Origin of the sequence: Anaerocolumna sp. AGMB13020, assembly GCF_033100115.1 — a bacterium.
Taxonomy (GTDB): Bacteria; Bacillota; Clostridia; order Lachnospirales; family Lachnospiraceae; genus Anaerocolumna.
Window position 1 is genome coordinate 4844179 of sequence record NZ_CP136910.1, and the last position, 17037, is coordinate 4861215.

Consider the following 17037-nt stretch of genomic DNA (forward strand, 5'->3'; position numbering starts at 1 on the left):
ATTATGGAAACTAAATTGAAATATTTTTACAGTGAAAATACTGTTTTAATTTTAGAAAGCAACAGAAATTTATGGAGGATGACCATATGTCGTATAAGATAATTGTAGACAGTTGTACAGATTTAACCGAAGAAATGAGAAAAGACAGCCACTTTCATTTCGTACCCTTGGAGTTGCAGGTGGGTGAGACCAGAATCGTGGATGATGAGACCTTTGATCAGGCAAATTTTTTGAAAATGGTGAGAGAATCTCCTACTAGTCCGAAATCCTCCTGTCCTTCTCCAGAAGCCTATATGAAATTGTTTGGAGGAGAAGAGGATATATATGTAGTAACTCTTTCTGCTAATTTAAGCGGATCTTTTAATAGTGCGGAAGTAGGTAAAAATTTGTATTTGGAAGAGAATACATCTAAAAACATAGAAATCTTTAATTCCTGCTCCGCTTCCGTAGGGCAGGCTCTGATAGCTCATAAGATCAGAGAACTGGCTGGTGCAGGCAAGCCCTTTCATGAAGTTGTAGAGGCTGTTCATAAATTCAGGGATGGCTTAAGTACAAAATTTGTACTGGAGAATCTGGACACCTTAAGAAAGAGCGGTAGACTTACAGGTCTTAAAGCGGTTATAACCAGTGTTTTAAATATCAAACCCGTGATGATGGCTACACCGGAAGGTACAATCACCAAGCTGGATCAGGCCAGAGGTATTCAGAAAGCGCTGGGGGTAATGGTTGAAGCGGTGGAAAAAGATGTTAAAACCCCCCAAGACAGGATATTGGGAATTGCGCACTGTAATAATTACGGAAGAGCCCAGTATGTGAAAGAAGAGCTCTTAAAGAGAGTATCCTTTAAAGACTGTATCATCGTGGATACAGCAGGTGTAAGCACCATGTATGCAGGAGATGGCGGTGTAATTGTGTGTTATTAAGAGCTGCTGTTGCAAGACAGTCCATTTACTGACTGGGCATTGAGATTGGCTGACATAGTAGCTTTTAACAGAAAAAATAGTAACATATCATATAAAGACCTGTATAGGGCATAACAGCCGCCCTGTCAGGTCTTTATTTACAAAATACACCCAGACCATAATCTCTGCGTAGGATCCTTACTTAAAAATTCTTGTCATATCAGAAATCTTCTGGTATAGTAGGTGTGTTAGAGCTGTTTAACTGATGCAATGTGAAAAGATTAACGGAATGCAGGTAGAAAAAGATGTCACATAAGGATTTACAAGGATTTATAAAGGCCTTGGAGAAAAAAGGTGAGCTGAAACGTATCAAGGCAGAGGTTTCCTCTGAGCTGGAAATTACAGAAATAGCAGACAGAATTTCCAAAGAATACGGAAGCGCACTTTTATTCGAAAAGGTAAAAGATTCGCCCTATCCATTGCTGATAAATGCCATGGGAACCTTTGAAAGAATGAGTATGGCCTTGGAGGCTGAAACCTTGGATGAAATAGGGGATGAAATTAAAGAGTATCTGGAGCTTCGTAATTACCTTACCATAAAAGGATTGATAAGGAGTGTTCCCAGATTATTCAGGCTTCTCTATGCTCTGCCCCTTAAAAGGCCGGGAAGAGGAAAATGCCAACAGATTATAGAAAAAGAAGTGAATTTATATAATTTGCCGGTGTTAAAATGCTGGCCTTTGGATGCAGGGAGGTTTTTTACCCTGCCTTTAGTTTTTACCAAGGACAGGAATACGAAGCAGCAGAACGTGGGTATGTACCGAATGCAGGTATTAGATGAGAAAACCACGGGGATGCACTGGCATAAACATAAAGACGGTTCGGAAATCTATGGAGGATATAAGGCGAAAGGGGAGCGAATGCCCGTATCCGTAGCCCTTGGCTGTGATCCGGCTATTACCTATGCGGCAACAGCACCTTTGCCGAAAATGCTGGATGAAATGATGCTAGCCGGCTGGCTTCGGAAATCCAATGTAACCATGGTAAAATGTGTTACCAACGATATATATGTACCTGCTAATGCTGAAATTGTGCTGGAGGGTTATGTTGACACCACAGAGGACCTGGTACTTGAGGGACCTTTTGGTGATCATACAGGTTATTATTCCCTGGCAGATTACTATCCGAGATTTCATGTGACCTGTATCACCCACAGAAAGGCAGCAATCTATCCTGCTACTGTAGTGGGAAAGCCTCCCATGGAAGACTGTTATATGGCAAAAGCAACTGAAAGGATCTTTCTGCCTATCCTGAAAATGCAGATTCCAGAGCTTAAGGATATTAATCTTCCTTTAGAAGGTGTATTTCATAATTGCGCTATCCTCTCTGTCCGTTCTGCATACCCAGGTTGTGCCAGAAAGGTCATGAATGCAGTATGGGGAATGGGACAGATGATGTATACCAAGCTTGTGGTTATTGTAAATGAAAATGTGGATGTGCAGAATCTGAAAGAAGTAGGACAGGCAGTTCTTAGAAATGTAGGGAGTCTTCATGACCTCCTCTTATCCGAAGGACCGCTGGATGCACTTGACCACTCCTCTGACAAAGCCTTATATGGCACCAGACTGGGTGTGGATGCAACTACAGTAAGAGAAACAACAGGAAAAGAAAATTTTAAGGTTATTCAGATCAGCAAGAAATACCCCGGTGAAGCAAAGGATTTGTTAATGAAACATCTAAAAGAAAATGATGATAAATTTGTCATTGCGGTAGATGATAGTGTGGACATTTCAAATTTTTCCCTGGTAATGTGGAAATTCTTTAATAATATCGATGCGAAAAGAGATTTGATAGCTTTAGAAAATAAGTTTGGTATTGATGCAACAAAAAAATGGAAAGAGGAAGGACTTACCAGAGACTGGCCGGAAGACATAACCATGTCACAGGAAATTATTGATCTGGTTAGTGAAAGATGGAAAGAATATGGGCTTGATTAAGATTATTCAAAAGGTTGTTGATAAATTAAAGCAATACGGAAAACTGGTTATGTTCTCCCATACGATTTTCTCCCTAAGCTTTGCTGTGGTGGCAATGGTGCTGGCGTCAAAAGGAATACCAGACTTTAAAACCGTATTTTTTATACTGGTCTGCTTCATGGGCGCAAGAACCGGAGCAAATGCCATCAATCGTGTCATAGATGCTGAAATAGATGCCAGGAATCCAAGAACGAAGAGCCGTCAGCTGCCAAAAGGCGAAATTAACAAAAAAGAGGTCATATTACTTACCAGCTTCTGTTTTCTCGTAATGCTATATGGCGCATACCGCTTAAATTTTATATGCCTGCTGCTATCACCCATTGCGCTGATACTATTGATCGGATACTCCTATTGCAAAAGATTTACTTTCCTATGTCATTTTGTACTTGGAGTGACTTGTGCCTGCGCGCCGGTGGGAGCCTGGCTTGCCGTTACAGGCAGCCTTACCTGGGTGCCGTTGTTCTTGGGAGCAGCCAATACCCTATGGGTGGCAGGTTTTGATATTATCTATGGCTGTCAGGATTATGAATTTGATAAAGCAAACAACCTGCATTCGGTTCCGGTTAAGTTTGGTGTGAAATATGCTTTGTGGATATCGGCTTTTCTGCATACGGTAACTCTTTTCTGCTTGATTGCCATCGGTATTCTATCACCTGACCTTTCAGTAATTTATTATACGGGAATCGCAGTGATTGCAGCCTTGTTCCTGGCTGAATACAGGATGGTGTCACCTGATAACCTGGTCAATGTCAATATTGCTTCTTATAGTGTCAACCAGATTGTAAGTATTGTTTTTCTCCTATTTGGCCTGACAGATGCATTTCTGTAAGGGATTAGTCAGAGCAAAGAGCCGAAGTCTTCCACTATAATTGGAATGCGGCAAGGTGCGAATGAGTTATGGTAAGAAATAATCAAATATGTAAATAATAATGAGTTTATGTATACATATACGAAATATCTGACAGGACAGGAGGCTGTTATGAGAAGATTAATCATTGGTATAACCGGAGCCAGCGGCTCCATCTATTTTAAACGTCTGATAGAAGAATTGCTGTCAGGGGAGTATGAACTTCATCTGGTTGCCTCTGAGCACGGAAGTCAGGTCTATGAATATGAAATTGGTAAAAGTCTCCGGGAACAGGTACAGGAATGGCAAAAGGTGAATGAGAATATAATCCTTGAAAATAACGATAATCTATTCTCCCCTATTGCCAGCGGTTCTTATAAATGTGAATCCATGGTGGTAATACCCTGTTCCATGTCTACAGCCGCAGAAATCTCTAATGGTATAACGAAAACCCTGTTAACCAGAGCAGCAGATGTCATGCTAAAGGAAGACAGAAAACTTCTGCTGGTACCAAGAGAAACTCCTTTTTCAACAAATCATTTAAAGAATCTCTATGAATTATCCAAGCTTGGTGCTGCCATATTGCCGGCTATGCCTGGTTTTTATAATCATCCTCTGACCCTTGAGGAGGCAGTGGATTTTGTTGTGGGTAAGGTTCTTGATAATTTAAAGATAGAAAATAATTGTTATAAAAGATGGGAAGGAAGAAACAAAGATGAAAAATAAGCTGCTAATAAGCTTTCTTATAATTGCAATAGCATTAACCGGTTGCGGTAAACAAAAAAATCAGGGAAAGGAGGAAGCAGCGGTAGTACTTAAAGTAGGTATGATGTCTTCTCTGGATGTTATTCCCTTTGAACTGATCTCAGAAAGAGGCTTGGATAAAAAATATGGGTTTGAACTGGATCTGGAAATGTTTACAGCTGCCAAGGACAGGGATGCTGCTTTCACTGCCGGAGAACTGGATGGTGTATTAACGGATTTCATAGGAGTTTGCATGTACCAGAATGCCGGCTTTGATGTACGAATAACAGGTATCACCGATGGTGATTTCAAACTTCTGGCAGGTAAAAATACAGGTATTACCGATATTAATGGAATGAAGGGGAGGAGTATAGCGATTTCACAAAATACGCTTATTGAATATACCCTTGATACTATCCTTAACAACAATCAGTTGTCACCGGAAGACGTAGTGAAAGAAGCAATTCCCAGAATACCAGACAGGTTGGAAATGCTAAGAAACGATAAAATAGACCTGGTGCTGATACCGGAGCCCTTTGCAACCCTTGCTATAAAGGACGGAGCAGTTTATCTGGGAAGTGCTAATTCTTATGGACTCTATCCTGCGGTTTCTGCCTTTACCAAGACAGCCCTGGGAGAGAAGGAAGAAGCAATCAGCAATCTCTATAAAGCTTACAATGAAGCTGTGGATTATATGAACGAAACGGATATCAGGGAATATGAGGATGCGGTTATAAAAGCTGCCGGTTACCCGGAGGAAATGAAAGGTAATATTGAAATCGGCGAATACCGTACCAGTACACTTCCGGTAAAAGAAGATCTGGAAGCTGCCATAGCCTGGGCGTCAGAAAAGGGCTTATGCAGTAAGGACTTAAGCTACGAGCAGTTAGTATATGACGTGTATCAATAAATCATTTTGACTGAAATATTATTAATTAATATAGCGGTAATGGATGAAGGGATATTCAATACCGATTTGAATATCCGGAAAAGAGGAGAAAATGTTATTACTGGAGCATGCCTCTCTTGGTTATAAAACAAAAAAAGAGATGAAAACCGTTGTAAGGGATCTTACCCTGGGAATTGAAGCTGGAGAATGCCTGGCCTTATTGGGACCATCTGGCTGTGGAAAGTCAACGCTTATCAATGCGTTGGCGGGAATTCTACCCTTTATGTCCGGCGGTGCATTTATTGAAGAAGCGGGGAATAGAACGGTTCTGTCTCCGAAAACTCATAGAATCGGTATAATACCACAGGGCAGCGGTTTGCTGCCCTGGAAAACTGTCAGGGAAAATTGCCTTCTGCCGCTAAAGATTAAGAAAGAGACAGAAGTGGAGCAGTACAATAAGGCGTTGGAAGAAATCGGGGAAGCTCTTCATATTAATACTCTTTGGTCTTGTTTTCCGGGTGAAATCAGCGGAGGTCAGGCTCAGAGAACTGCCATTGCCAGAGCATTTTTATTAAAGCCGGAACTGTTATTAATGGACGAACCTTTTTCAAGTCTGGATGCCGTAACTGGAGATGAAGCCAAGGAACTGTTTCTTTCACTTTGGAAGAAATATCGACCTACGGTATTTCTGGTAACACATAATATAGAAGAAGCTCTGTACCTTGGAAATAAGATTGCTGTAATGGATACAGTCAACGGCAATATAAAGCATGTGGAAGACAATCCATATTTTGGGCAGCTTATCAGAGAGCAGACAGAGCTTTCACGAAAAAAAGAAAGTTTCAGACAGCTACTGCAGTTTTAAGCTGAGTATACGGAGGGAAATCCATGAAATCATTAGCAAAACAGTGCCTGACTTTTTTGAAAGGCTTTCTGCTATTAAATGTTATATGGCTGTTTTTTTCATTCTGGTTGAACATGGCAGTCATACCAAATCCCCTGAAGGTATATGCTAATTTTGGCTCTGTTTTTTCAGATGGCATATTTTATCACATATTTTATAGTCTGCGAAGAATATTTACCGGGTTGTTTCTGTCATTGGTGGTTGGGGTTCCAATCGGTATTTTGATGGCTTATTCCAAGAGAGCCAATGAATATCTGTACCCCTTGATCTATTTCAGTTACCCTATACCAAAAACCGCCCTTCTTCCCATTGCAATGCTGCTGTGGGGAATGAGGGACGGTTCAAAGGTAGTTATTATATTCTGTATCATTGTCTTTCAGGTTATAGTCTCTGTCAGGGATAGTGTCTTGCATATTGACAAAGCACTTTACCAGGCAGTTATTTGCTCCGGTGGAAGTCGTCTTCAAATAATAAGGCATATTACAGTGCCGGCAATACTGCCTCAGTTATTCACCAGTATTCGAGTATCTTTGGGAACGGCGGTGTCGATCCTTATTTTTATTGAAGGGTATGGAACAGAATACGGTATGGGATATTATATTCTGGACGCCTGGTCAAGGATTAATTATATTCAGATGTATTTAGGGATTTTGGTAATCTCCTTTGTGGGTTTTTTATTGTTCATTGCAATGGATTTGCTCATTCAAAAAGTGTGCCCCTGGATGAAAGAAGCCAGCCTTTAATTACGGTGGTATCTTTTCTCAAAATAAGAAAGCAACTGATATAGAAAGGTTGCCAGGATACAGAGGATTACGATGGACATAATTACATAATCCAGTTTAAAGACCTGGCTTCCATAAATTATAAGATAACCAAGACCTGCTTTCGCAGCTAAGAATTCACCGATAATAACTCCAACCAGGGATAAGCCGATATTAACTTTCATAATACTGATAATCTGAGGGATATTTCCGGGGATAACCACTTTAAGCAGGATATCCATTTTACTGCCGCCTAAGGTTAAGATAAGTTTTTTCTTATCTTCCTCCGTGTTGATAAAGTTGGTGTATAAAGTGATGATGGTACTAAAGACTGCGACAGAAACGGCTGCTACGATAATTGTTTTCACATTATTACCAAGCCATACAATGAAGACAGGAGCCAATGCGGATTTCGGAAGGCTGTTCAGTACCACCAGATAAGGTTCCAGAACTTTGGCAAGATTTTCATTCCACCATAAGAGAATGGCTATGAAAATACCCAGAATATTTACCAATGCAAAACTTACAAAAGTCTCCAGAAGGGTTATGCCGGTATGGTAGAACACACTTCCATCAGCTGACATAGCAAGAAAAGTCCCTGCCACCCTGGAGGGACTGCTAAATATGAAGGAATCCACCAGTCCGATACGGGTGGCTATCTCCCAGAAAGCCAGAAAAAATACAATAATCAGCAATTGCAGGAAGCGAATAATGCGCTTACGGCGGTGATACTGTCTGAGAAATGCCTGGTGGGAAGAAGAAAAAGCTGGTTTATCTGTTGATTTTGCCATAGCTTAGCTCCTTCCAGATCATATTGAAATATTCCTTGAATTCCGGTGCACTTCTGGCTTTAAAGGGAGTTCGCTCATCAAGTGTAAGCTCCACAGGAATTTCACGTTTTACCGTGCCGGGTCGGCTGCTTAAGATGATTATCCGGTCAGCCATGGAAACAGCTTCACCTGTTGTTACCAAAATGCTGAAATTACACTAAGGTGATAGAAGCCTGCTGGCCATCCCAAGTGATATTTTGAATAAGAGTGTTGATCAATACTTTTTTTTGTGAGAGCTCAGAGGACATAATTATTGTGCGTAAGAATTCCGGAAAGCTTTCTGAGAAGGTGAAATGGTCTGCTCCCTGACCGTTTGGAGCCATAGAGTCCATGGTTATCTGTATTTCTCTAATCCTTAAATCCAATTCTTCTAATTTTGGAAGGAAATATTTCTGTAGAATAGGAGAGGAATCGGTGGCTAGCCGTGTAATAATTGTCTCAATTTCTTTTTTTATATCTTTTTTCTCATTGTTTAATGAATCCAGCCTTTGTTTATATTCTAAGTCATCTTCCTGTAAAACTGTTCTCTTATCCTGTAAGAGCCGAAGTAGTTTGTTATAATTTACAGCTCCAAGAAGTATGGTGCTTATAAGCTCCAGTAGATAGTCATCAAAAAGCTTACCGTTTAAATTCGAAATATTGCAATTCATTTTTTTGGAAAAAATTTTTTGTTCACAGGCATAACTGTAGTAGATCTTATCACCGGCTTTTCGAATATTTTTCACTCTCATGGCAGAGCCGCAATTTGCACAATGTATTTTTCCTGACACAAGTGCATAAGAGGAGGTGTCTTTCCGGGGAGAAGCTTTTTCACTGTTTTCCTTTAATAATTTTTGCGTACGGATAAAGGTATTGCCTGAAACAAGTCCCTTATGTTTACCTAAAGCAACCACCCACTGATCAGGCGGTCGTTTGTTACGGGAAGCTTTATTCTGCTGACTGGTTCTGTTGTAACAGAGGATTCCGCTTCCTCCGTTGAACTTTTCCGGAGGAAAAGTAATACAGCAGCCAAGTGAGGAAAAATAGTCATATGAGGCGGCATCACCAATACAGTATGTAGGATTGGATAAAATATTGGCAATGCTGCTTTTGTAAAAACTGCCTCCTTTTTGTGTGGTAATACCATGTACAAGGCAATAGTTCTCAACTGCAGAAAGGCTTCCTAGTTCCAAATATTTCTCAAATAGTAATGCTACAGTTTTAAGGTCTTTTTCTACAGGAATCAACTGATATAATTTCTTTTCTCTGAATTCGGAATCAAGATAGATAATTTCCTTGGAGGTATAACCCATTGGGGTCAGGCCGCCAAGCCATCTTCCGGTTTTTGATAATGCAAGCATATTGTCACGTACGCGTTCTGCCGTAGTTTCCCGTTCAAGCTGGGCAAATACGGAGGCAATGTATATCATTGCTTTTCCCATGGGAGTTGAGGTATCAAAATTCTCCGTTGCTGAGATAAACCCGACCTTCCTCTGCTCCAGCAATTCCAGGGTTTTAGAGAAATCAGAGACCTTTCTGGTAATACGATCCAGGCGATAGCACAGAAGCATCTGAATCTTATTCGCATTGATATCCTGAAGCAGCTGCTGAAACTTGGGACGCATGGAAGTGGCAGCTGAGAAGCCTTCATCTTCGTAAATAATGTAATTCTTATCTGGAATATGAAGCAGATGAGTATCTCCATAGGTTCTGCAGTATTGCACCTGATTGTCTATGGATTCTCCTTTTTCAGTAAATTTGGATTTTCTGCTGTAAATGGCTATATTCATGATACCCTCCTGTCTATGTATTTGGTGTGTTTAGTAAGCAGAATTGCAAAGTAAATCTGTTTGCAATACTTTTTTATAACTGCAGTATTTATATATCAAAATTCTTATTGATTTAAGCTTGTTATTTCATCCTGTTCTTACTGTATGTATATCCGTTTGACCAAAAATACATGCCTGCTCTTTCGAGACATCATAAAAAAGTGAGGAGATGAATAGCCTGTGATAAGGAGAATAATCTGAGCAGTGTAAATTATTGAAATACATAATTCACATCCTGATTTGTGGCAGTGCCATATCTGCAGGCAGAGACGGCAGGCAATGGGAGCCAGTATGAAAATAAGAGTGAACCATCAGAATGAGGTCTGTAAATTATCAGAGGACACCGTCAATGAACTTATTGCAGAGTTACTTATACGTTGGATTGGGAACAGAGAGAAAATGGAACAGCAGGAGTTGTTTTTTCAGCTTATAAAGTATCTGGAGGAACAGTTAAAGGAAGAGGAAAAAAGTTAGATTATAGATCAAAAGGTAGCTTTCTTGTTCATTTAAATATCCGGTACGAAAGACTGCTTCAAGTAATACATGAACAGCTCTTTGTACCGGATAATTTTTGTAAAGCATTATACAGAAAATACTACCAAGGTCTTCTTCTCGGACCAGGACCCCAAGGACCGGGACCCCAGGGACCTTTTCCAGGACCAGGACCCCAAGGACCGTTGCCCCAAGGACCAGGGCCCCAGGAACCAGCGCCCCAGGGAGGTTTTCCGGGACCAGGACCCCAAGGGCCAGAACGCCAGGGATCTCTGCCCCAGGGATTGTTTGACCAACCGCCGCAGCAGTCTGATTGTTGCACGTCGTTATTCTTATCTCTGTCTGAATTCATTTGCTATTCTCCTTTACTTTTTTTATTAGTATATGCAACATGCAAAATATGGTGAATTATGTAGAAAATAATTGGTAGAATTTCCGTAATCATTGCATCTGATATGTCGTGGGTAATAAGAATGGCAGTTTTATGCTCCTTTCTGATAATTCCCCAGATATCATCTGACACTTCGATGCGGGTTTGATAGTCCAGAGCTGAAAAGGGTTCATCCAAAAGAAGTATATCGGGTTCCAGCAGAAGAGTGCGAATCAAAGCGGCGCGTTGTCTCATTCCGCCGGATAAAGAAGAGGGTTTAGAATTTTTGAAGGTTATTAATCCGTAAGTTGAAAGCATCTCGTTTATCATGACATAACTGTTTTCTGTTAGCTTATTTTGTATTTCGAGTCCAAGAGTAAGATTTTTCTGAGTGGATCTCCATTCCAGTAAATGATCTTTTTGCAGCATATATCCAATATTTTTCCCAGATGCTTTTAAATCTTTTCCATCTATTAAAATTTCACCAGTGTCTGGTGATATAAGTCCTGCAATCAATGAGAGTAAAGTTGATTTACCGCATCCGCTAGGTCCTACAATAGCTAGGAACTCGCCGTCATCAACGTGGAAGGAAATGTCTTTTAAGGCCAGAGTTTCTCCTTCTAAACTATGGTAAGTGTATACGACGTTATTTATTCTTAAGATTTCTCCCATAGGCTCCTCCGGTTTATTTATAATGTATTATATGAAAATATGACGAATGGTGTGAAAATAAAAGGCATTTTCCCACATTTTATTTGCAGGAGGGTGGTGATATTACAAAGGGGACGGTGAAGTGATAGGGTATTTTATTGGAAAAGGGTGGGATATCACAAAGGGGACGGCGAATTACGCAAAACAGAAAGAACTCATGCTTCAATTCCAAGGTACAAGAAGTCCTAATTCTCTGAAGATTTTTTGCTTGACATCAGGTAAAACAGATAACTCGCTACGCTCAAACAATCTGTTTTACCTGATAGCATAAAATTTTCAGAGAAAAGGACTTCTAGTACCTTTCCATAGGCGCATTCGTTCTTTCTGTTTTGCGTAATTCACCTGTTTTTGTAAGATTGCGGAGTTTTTGAAGTGTTTTGAACAGATAAGGCTTGGAATAAGCAGGCCTTGCCTCAGTTCGTAAGCGGATTTTTTAGAAAAAGGCTTTAAGAGTTAAGGATATAGAACTTTATTATTTGTTAATATTACTTTTGCTGGGGGATTAGTTTGTTGATAATTTGCCATATTACTGTACTCTATTAGTTTGTAAGGATATGCTTGGCGTTATATATCCTGTCGTTAAAAGATGGTGCCTTAATTTAAGCTGTTATGTCAAGCAGCAAATAGTTGATGAATAAAGTAGAGGTATTACAGATTCACAATTAAAAGCTGTACAACAGCGTAAGCTATCAGTTATAATGTAGCTATAAGTTTACATAAAAACATAAGGGAGATGAAGGATGAAGGATTTTGTTATAACGACTGACTCAAACAGTGATTTACTACCTGATTACATAAGTGAAAAGGGGATAGTTATCATCCCCCATTATTACGAGTTGAATAATACAGTATACGGTGATGAAGTTAACCTGACGCCAAAAGAATTTTATGATAGTATGCGTGGTGGATTAATGCCTACGACTATGGCAAGTAATCCTGCAGTCATACATTCTACTTTTCTTAAGCTTATAACAGAAGGCAAAGAAGTATTACATATTAGCTTTTCGTCTGCCTTAAGCGGTGGCTGCAGTAATGTGGCAGCAGGTGCCAGAGAATTGTGCGAAGAATATACAGATGCTAAAATTATCGTTGTGGATTCCTTAAATGCTTCCCTGGGACAGGGCTTAATGGTTATGAAAGCGGTGGAGCTAAAGGAAGCCGGAAAAGGAATTGATGAGATAGCAGACTGGCTTTTACAGCATTTAAGTAATTTCTGCGTTCAATTTACAGTAAATGATCTGTTTCATCTCCAGCGTGGAGGCCGAATTTCTAAAGTATCTGCTTTTGTTGGAAGTATGATAAATATCAAGCCGATACTTGTAGTAAATGACGAGGGAAAATTAGTGCCTTCGGGAACTGTAAGAGGTCGTAAAAAGTCCTTATCCACCATAGTTGCAAATATGGTTAAACGAATGGGTGAGGTGGAAAACACCACCACAGCAGTGAACACCGTCGCAGCATTAAATACTGGCATCACAGAAGGTTCTTCCAAAGCAAGTGGCAGCTTGCCCATTTGTGTGGTTCATGGCGATGCAGCGGAAGAAGCTGAGTATGTTGCCCGGTTAATAAAGGATACAGTGAAAGAAGCAAATGTTGTTATTAATGTGATAAGCCCCAGTATTGGGGCACATTCTGGTCCTGGAGCCATTGGAATATGCTTCTGGGGAGAGAATAGAAACAATTAACAGAACAGTTAAAATTCATCATAAGGACCGATGATTTGATATTGGGAATTTATGATAAACCACATCTGTTCGAAAAAGTGCATGATATTCCAAATGGCTGCTCCGGCGAGCATATATTCCTGCGTAAAACCATAGAGGGTTTGTATGCTTCTGGCATCCTTAAACCAGACAATATGATTTACATCCGTGTTATTGTCTCTGCTGGTATAGGTAAAGAACGGAGCCATAGAGGCTGTATCAAATTCTATAATTGCTCCAACATCAGCAGCTAGCATTATAGCAGCATCCGAATTAAGTGCATTTGCTACGGTATAGTTACCATCACTGGATAATTTCCAGTCATATCCGATTATTGGTACACCGATAAAGATTTCTCTGGAGGGAATTACAGAGGTTGCGTAATCAAGATTCTGTGTTACTGTCTCTATGGGTGTGACAGCCGCAGGGGGACCAAAAGTAAAGCCCCAATTATAAGATGCCAGGATAATGTAATCAACTGCCTGCGAAAGGTCTGAATAATCGATGTCTAGATAAGTGGTACCTTGTGGCAGCTGAAAGATTTCCGGAGTAAGTGTAAACATTGTAATAAGTCCTTTTTCCTTCATACGGGATGAAAGGGCTTTTACATTGTCAACAATTAACGGATAGTTCTCCAGTGTTATGTTCTCAAGAAACAGATTTACGCCGGAATATCCGGTTTCTTCTATCTTATCTATTATTGTTGTTATCAGGTAATCTAATACTTCATAGGAAATGCTTCTGGAAAAAAAGGAAGTTGGTTCAGCAGCAATTGTCCTGTCCGTTGTATTTAGAAACATTATTGGTGCCACACCATAAATTTTAGCATTATTAATAAGTTCAGCATCATCATAGCCGGAGAGGAGACCAGTTGAAGACAACTGGTATGTAAATATGGTTAAGAAGCTTAAATAAGGAAGGGTTTCTATAAGCACAGTAAAGTCAATGAAAGGATAGGCGTATCCATTGGTTTTCAGTCGGCCATTGGTATTATTGTATCGAATTACCAATTCTTCTCCCGGATATAAAAGGCGGCGACCTGCCAGTGTAGGATTGTTCCTTAAAAGCGCAAGGGGAGTAACGTTATGAGCTGCGGCTATATCGAATAAAGTGTCGCCTTCCATTACTATATATGTTTCCTCTGGATATACAATTACAATAGTCTGTCCGATTACCAGATTATCGTAGTTGAGTATACCGTTATTTCTTATTAGACTTTCAGGGGATAACTTATATGCTTCTGCTATTGAATAAATGGTATCACCTTGCTTTACCAGATAAATTTCCATAGGCAACCTCATGAAATCACTCTATTAATATATATTCTGTTCGTAAAAACTCATTCATAAAATAATACCAAATATTATATAGAAAAGAATTTTTTTACTTGACTTTTTCCTTTAAAAGTAGCATAATAATTTGGCGAGATTAATTCGTAAATGTTAAAAACGAGGTGTGGCTCAGATTGGTAGAGCGCTGCGTTCGGGACGCAGAGGCCGTGGGTTCGAATCCCGTCACCTCGATTTTTTATGTGCTGGAATAACTCAGTTGGTAGAGTACCTCACTCGTAATGAGGAAGTCGTGGGTTCGAGTCCCATTTCCAGCTTATAAGAAATACTGTAAAATCAATAGTTGTAGAGAATGAATAATGAATTTAAGGCATCCGAAAGGATGCTTTTTTCATGCTATCGTAACTATTTGGTAACTTGATATAAAATGAATGCATTATCAAACTATTATAATAATACTAAAATTGAAAAAAAGTACTGATATACTATAGTGCATTTGTTTTCCTGTTGCTTACATAAAATATATAATTATTACCCAATCATAGTTAAAGATACAAAAGCTGCGTATGTAACAGTTCTGACCTGGAGTGGTTACTGAAAAGAAAAAAGAGCTACTTGATTAACAGAGTGGCTGACCATAACAAGTTAAAAAGTTAGATGTCTTTCGAATATTTATTATTAAACTTTGCAATGAGTAATATGGATTTTATAAAAAGAATAATCATATATTTAAATAAACGATTATTGAGGCTTTTATGGAGATACATGTTGTACAGCAAGGTGAGACGTTACAGTCGATAGCTGGTTATTATGGTATTACAGAAGAAATGTTGATTTTAGATAATGGCTTGGAAAATACGTATAGTTTAGTAGAAGGGCAAGCGCTTGTTATAGCGATTCCAGAGGTTGTTTATACAGTTGAAGAAGGAGACAGCCTGACAGGTATAGCAGAAGCGTTTAATATCTCAACCATGCAACTACTTATGAATAATCCGTTTCTTTCAGATAGAAAATATATTTATCCTGGGGAAACAATTATTATAAGTTATAATAAAAAAGGTAATATTACTTTGCATGGAAATACCACTCCCAGTATTGATAAAAGTGTTCTAACAAAAACTTTACCATACCTTACTTACCTTTCAATCGTAAATTATACAGCAACAAGAGAAGGAGATATAATTTCTTATTCAGATGACTCTCAGATTATTGAAATAATCAAATCATATGGTGTTGTCCCACTTTTGTTACTAACTACTTTAACAATAACAGGTAAGGCGAATATTGTTAATGAAATTGACTTATTATTAAATCCAGATTTTCAAAATAGTTATATACAGAATCTTTTAAGTATCCTAAGGATAAAGGGCTATAGAGGAGTCAATATTTCTTTTCAATATATTAATGTAAGTAATATACAATATTATAATTCGTTTTTTACTCTTATTACCGAACGTTTAAATAGTGAGGGATATTTAGTATTTGTAACCGTTGACCCTAATCTTAGTAATATTGGAGCTGATGCTAGCTTTGAAAGAGTGGATTATTCTATATTAGATCAATTATCACAAAATATTATATTTATGAATTATCAATGGGCAACAAATGTAAACCCACCTACTCCAATAATTTCGATTAATGATTTGGAGGTATTTTTAAATTACATAAATACTATTATTACTCCAGAAAAAATAATTATAGGAATCCCAACGATTGGTTATGACTGGGAGTTGCCTTTTTTACCAGGTTTATCAAATATTAATGTTCTTTCCTACGATGGCGCTATTAATTTGGCTAGTACATATGGTGCAAAGATTGAATTCGACGCATTATCTCAAACACCATTTTTTAGATATACTAGTGGAGATGCGCAGCATATTGTCTGGTTTATAGATGCAAGAAGTATAAATGCAGCTCTAAGTTTAGTAGTTAATTTCAATCTGCATGGCTCGGGAATCTGGAATATAAATATTTATAACCCACAACTGTGGTTGGTTATTAATTCACAGTTTAATATTGTTAAATTACAAGTGGATTAGTAAATTAAGAGTGGTTATTTATAAATGATTACATATGTTTGCCTGTAATAATTAGTGTGATAATTTGGACAAGTCAAAGACAGCCCTGGTAACCGGTAGTTAGAAATCAATCGCAGAATAAATCTATTTAAATAATAATGGTTGACTTTGGGTATTAACTGTGATATTATGTAAAACATAATCAATGAATTTAACAGAGTTGGCCTAATATACATACAAGTCGTTCTTTTAACTGGTTTGTGTATAGGGTCAATTTTTTTATTTACTTTGATACAAATAATATAATGGAGGTATCGTAAATGAATAACGGTATTGTAAAATGGTTTAACGCACAAAAAGGGTTTGGATTTATTACTGATGAAAATGGTGGAGAGGACGTATTCGTACATTTTTCTGCAATCACTTCAAATGGGTTTAAGAGTCTTGAAGAAGGTCAAAGAGTTACTTTTGACATTGAAAAAGATCCTAGTAGTCGAAAGATTAAAGCTGCAAATGTTTGCGTAGCGTAAATCTGAAAAAAAAACAGATTATTAGATGTACTGTTGTTTTATCCATATATAATTTGTATCTATAATAGTAAGTTTTACAGGGCCGAGTAAATCGGCCCTGTTTTTGTTGTGCGCCATGGGTGGGTTCTAACGGGTGAAAGTCGCCTAGGCAACAAGGAAGCACATAGCTGAACAGCAAGGGTGTATTGTGAGGTGAAATCTGA

General features: G+C 38.7%; 17 protein-coding genes and 2 tRNA genes. 13 read left to right on the forward strand and 6 right to left on the reverse strand.

Features of this window, described 5'->3' with window-relative positions:
* Positions 1-86 precede the first annotated feature (86 nt).
* From R2R35_RS20375 to R2R35_RS20405, 7 genes are all read left to right on the forward strand, one after another.
* Entirely contained in the window at positions 87-923 is an 837-nt protein-coding gene (locus tag R2R35_RS20375; protein ID WP_317731671.1) for a DegV family protein, read from the forward strand.
* A gap of 284 nt (positions 924-1207) precedes the next feature.
* Positions 1208-2899 (forward strand): menaquinone biosynthesis decarboxylase, encoded by a 1692-nt coding sequence (locus R2R35_RS20380; RefSeq protein WP_317731673.1) that lies wholly within the window; start codon positions 1208-1210, stop codon positions 2897-2899.
* Complete coding sequence (locus R2R35_RS20385; RefSeq protein WP_317731675.1) at positions 2886-3767, forward strand: UbiA-like polyprenyltransferase; 882 nt, start codon at positions 2886-2888, stop codon at positions 3765-3767. The genes R2R35_RS20380 and R2R35_RS20385 overlap by 14 nt, the downstream gene beginning before the upstream one ends.
* A gap of 150 nt (positions 3768-3917) precedes the next feature.
* On the forward strand, positions 3918-4511 hold the full coding sequence (locus R2R35_RS20390) for a UbiX family flavin prenyltransferase (protein ID WP_317731676.1): 594 nt from the start codon (positions 3918-3920) through the stop codon (positions 4509-4511).
* Positions 4501-5439, forward strand: a complete 939-nt coding sequence (locus R2R35_RS20395) for an ABC transporter substrate-binding protein (RefSeq protein WP_317731677.1) — start codon at positions 4501-4503, stop codon at positions 5437-5439. The genes R2R35_RS20390 and R2R35_RS20395 overlap by 11 nt, the downstream gene beginning before the upstream one ends.
* Positions 5440-5530: 91 nt before the next feature.
* A complete protein-coding gene (locus tag R2R35_RS20400) occupies positions 5531-6283 on the forward strand; it encodes an ABC transporter ATP-binding protein (RefSeq protein WP_317731678.1) in 753 nt (250 codons plus the stop codon).
* 23 nt (positions 6284-6306) lie between these two features.
* Positions 6307-7065, forward strand: coding sequence for an ABC transporter permease (locus R2R35_RS20405; RefSeq protein WP_317731679.1), 759 nt, complete (start codon positions 6307-6309; stop codon positions 7063-7065).
* On the opposite strand, the gene R2R35_RS20410 is transcribed toward R2R35_RS20405, so the two are convergent.
* From R2R35_RS20410 to R2R35_RS20420, 3 genes are read right to left on the reverse strand one after another with little or no spacing between them, the layout of a single operon-like run.
* Positions 7062-7874: an ABC transporter permease gene (locus R2R35_RS20410; RefSeq protein WP_317731680.1), complete on the reverse strand. Its 813-nt coding sequence runs from the start codon at positions 7872-7874 to the stop codon at positions 7062-7064. The genes R2R35_RS20405 and R2R35_RS20410 overlap by 4 nt on opposite strands.
* Complete coding sequence (locus R2R35_RS20415; protein ID WP_317731682.1) at positions 7855-8028, reverse strand: sulfonate/nitrate/taurine transporter ATP-binding protein; 174 nt, start codon at positions 8026-8028, stop codon at positions 7855-7857. Before R2R35_RS20415 ends, R2R35_RS20410 begins: the two co-directional genes overlap by 20 nt.
* Positions 8029-8065: 37 nt before the next feature.
* A complete protein-coding gene (locus R2R35_RS20420; RefSeq protein ID WP_317731684.1) occupies positions 8066-9682 on the reverse strand; it encodes a recombinase family protein in 1617 nt (538 codons plus the stop codon).
* Positions 9683-10012: 330 nt separating this feature from the next.
* On the opposite strand from R2R35_RS20420, the gene R2R35_RS20425 reads away from it, so the two are divergent.
* On the forward strand, positions 10013-10195 hold the full coding sequence (locus R2R35_RS20425) for a hypothetical protein (RefSeq protein WP_317731685.1): 183 nt from the start codon (positions 10013-10015) through the stop codon (positions 10193-10195).
* 121 nt (positions 10196-10316) lie between these two features.
* Here the strand turns inward: R2R35_RS20425 and R2R35_RS20430 are convergent, their stop codons facing one another.
* Both R2R35_RS20430 and R2R35_RS20435 read right to left on the reverse strand, forming a co-directional pair.
* Positions 10317-10565, reverse strand: a complete 249-nt coding sequence (locus R2R35_RS20430; RefSeq protein ID WP_317731686.1) for a hypothetical protein — start codon at positions 10563-10565, stop codon at positions 10317-10319.
* Positions 10566-10568: 3 nt separating this feature from the next.
* A complete protein-coding gene (locus R2R35_RS20435; protein ID WP_317731688.1) occupies positions 10569-11255 on the reverse strand; it encodes an ABC transporter ATP-binding protein in 687 nt (228 codons plus the stop codon).
* A 779-nt stretch (positions 11256-12034) separates the two neighbouring features.
* Here R2R35_RS20435 and R2R35_RS20440 point away from each other — a divergent pair.
* Positions 12035-12979 carry a DegV family protein gene (locus R2R35_RS20440; RefSeq protein ID WP_317731689.1) on the forward strand — a complete coding sequence of 315 codons (945 nt, stop codon included), beginning with the start codon at positions 12035-12037 and terminating at the stop codon, positions 12977-12979.
* An 8-nt stretch (positions 12980-12987) separates the two neighbouring features.
* Here the strand turns inward: R2R35_RS20440 and R2R35_RS20445 are convergent, their stop codons facing one another.
* Positions 12988-14286 (reverse strand): LysM peptidoglycan-binding domain-containing protein, encoded by a 1299-nt coding sequence (locus tag R2R35_RS20445; protein WP_317731690.1) that lies wholly within the window; start codon positions 14284-14286, stop codon positions 12988-12990.
* Positions 14287-14446: 160 nt separating this feature from the next.
* On the opposite strand from R2R35_RS20445, the gene R2R35_RS20450 reads away from it, so the two are divergent.
* From R2R35_RS20450 to R2R35_RS20465, 4 genes are all read left to right on the forward strand, one after another.
* Positions 14447-14520: transfer RNA gene (locus R2R35_RS20450), tRNA-Pro, on the forward strand.
* A 10-nt stretch (positions 14521-14530) separates the two neighbouring features.
* Positions 14531-14603, forward strand: a tRNA-Thr gene (locus tag R2R35_RS20455).
* A gap of 438 nt (positions 14604-15041) precedes the next feature.
* Positions 15042-16325, forward strand: coding sequence for a LysM peptidoglycan-binding domain-containing protein (locus R2R35_RS20460; RefSeq protein ID WP_317731691.1), 1284 nt, complete (start codon positions 15042-15044; stop codon positions 16323-16325).
* Between the two features lie 299 nt (positions 16326-16624).
* A complete protein-coding gene (locus tag R2R35_RS20465; protein WP_317731692.1) occupies positions 16625-16834 on the forward strand; it encodes a cold-shock protein in 210 nt (69 codons plus the stop codon).
* Positions 16835-17037: the final 203 nt, after the last annotated feature.

What these genes read in the sequence shown, in the direction of transcription:
- R2R35_RS20375 (WP_317731671.1), top strand. Translation starts at nt 87, where the DNA reads ATGTCGTATAAGATAATTGTAGACAGTTGTACAGATTTAACCGAAGAA.
- R2R35_RS20380 (WP_317731673.1), top strand. Translation starts at nt 1,208, where the DNA reads ATGTCACATAAGGATTTACAAGGATTTATAAAGGCCTTGGAGAAAAAA.
- R2R35_RS20385 (WP_317731675.1), top strand. Translation starts at nt 2,886, where the DNA reads ATGGGCTTGATTAAGATTATTCAAAAGGTTGTTGATAAATTAAAGCAA.
- R2R35_RS20390 (WP_317731676.1), top strand. Translation starts at nt 3,918, where the DNA reads ATGAGAAGATTAATCATTGGTATAACCGGAGCCAGCGGCTCCATCTAT.
- R2R35_RS20395 (WP_317731677.1), top strand. Translation starts at nt 4,501, where the DNA reads ATGAAAAATAAGCTGCTAATAAGCTTTCTTATAATTGCAATAGCATTA.
- R2R35_RS20400 (WP_317731678.1), top strand. Translation starts at nt 5,531, where the DNA reads ATGTTATTACTGGAGCATGCCTCTCTTGGTTATAAAACAAAAAAAGAG.
- R2R35_RS20405 (WP_317731679.1), top strand. Translation starts at nt 6,307, where the DNA reads ATGAAATCATTAGCAAAACAGTGCCTGACTTTTTTGAAAGGCTTTCTG.
- R2R35_RS20410 (WP_317731680.1), bottom strand. Translation starts at nt 7,874, where the DNA reads ATGGCAAAATCAACAGATAAACCAGCTTTTTCTTCTTCCCACCAGGCA.
- R2R35_RS20415 (WP_317731682.1), bottom strand. Translation starts at nt 8,028, where the DNA reads ATGGCTGACCGGATAATCATCTTAAGCAGCCGACCCGGCACGGTAAAA.
- R2R35_RS20420 (WP_317731684.1), bottom strand. Translation starts at nt 9,682, where the DNA reads ATGAATATAGCCATTTACAGCAGAAAATCCAAATTTACTGAAAAAGGA.
- R2R35_RS20425 (WP_317731685.1), top strand. Translation starts at nt 10,013, where the DNA reads ATGAAAATAAGAGTGAACCATCAGAATGAGGTCTGTAAATTATCAGAG.
- R2R35_RS20430 (WP_317731686.1), bottom strand. Translation starts at nt 10,565, where the DNA reads ATGAATTCAGACAGAGATAAGAATAACGACGTGCAACAATCAGACTGC.
- R2R35_RS20435 (WP_317731688.1), bottom strand. Translation starts at nt 11,255, where the DNA reads ATGGGAGAAATCTTAAGAATAAATAACGTCGTATACACTTACCATAGT.
- R2R35_RS20440 (WP_317731689.1), top strand. Translation starts at nt 12,035, where the DNA reads ATGAAGGATTTTGTTATAACGACTGACTCAAACAGTGATTTACTACCT.
- R2R35_RS20445 (WP_317731690.1), bottom strand. Translation starts at nt 14,286, where the DNA reads ATGGAAATTTATCTGGTAAAGCAAGGTGATACCATTTATTCAATAGCA.
- R2R35_RS20460 (WP_317731691.1), top strand. Translation starts at nt 15,042, where the DNA reads ATGGAGATACATGTTGTACAGCAAGGTGAGACGTTACAGTCGATAGCT.
- R2R35_RS20465 (WP_317731692.1), top strand. Translation starts at nt 16,625, where the DNA reads ATGAATAACGGTATTGTAAAATGGTTTAACGCACAAAAAGGGTTTGGA.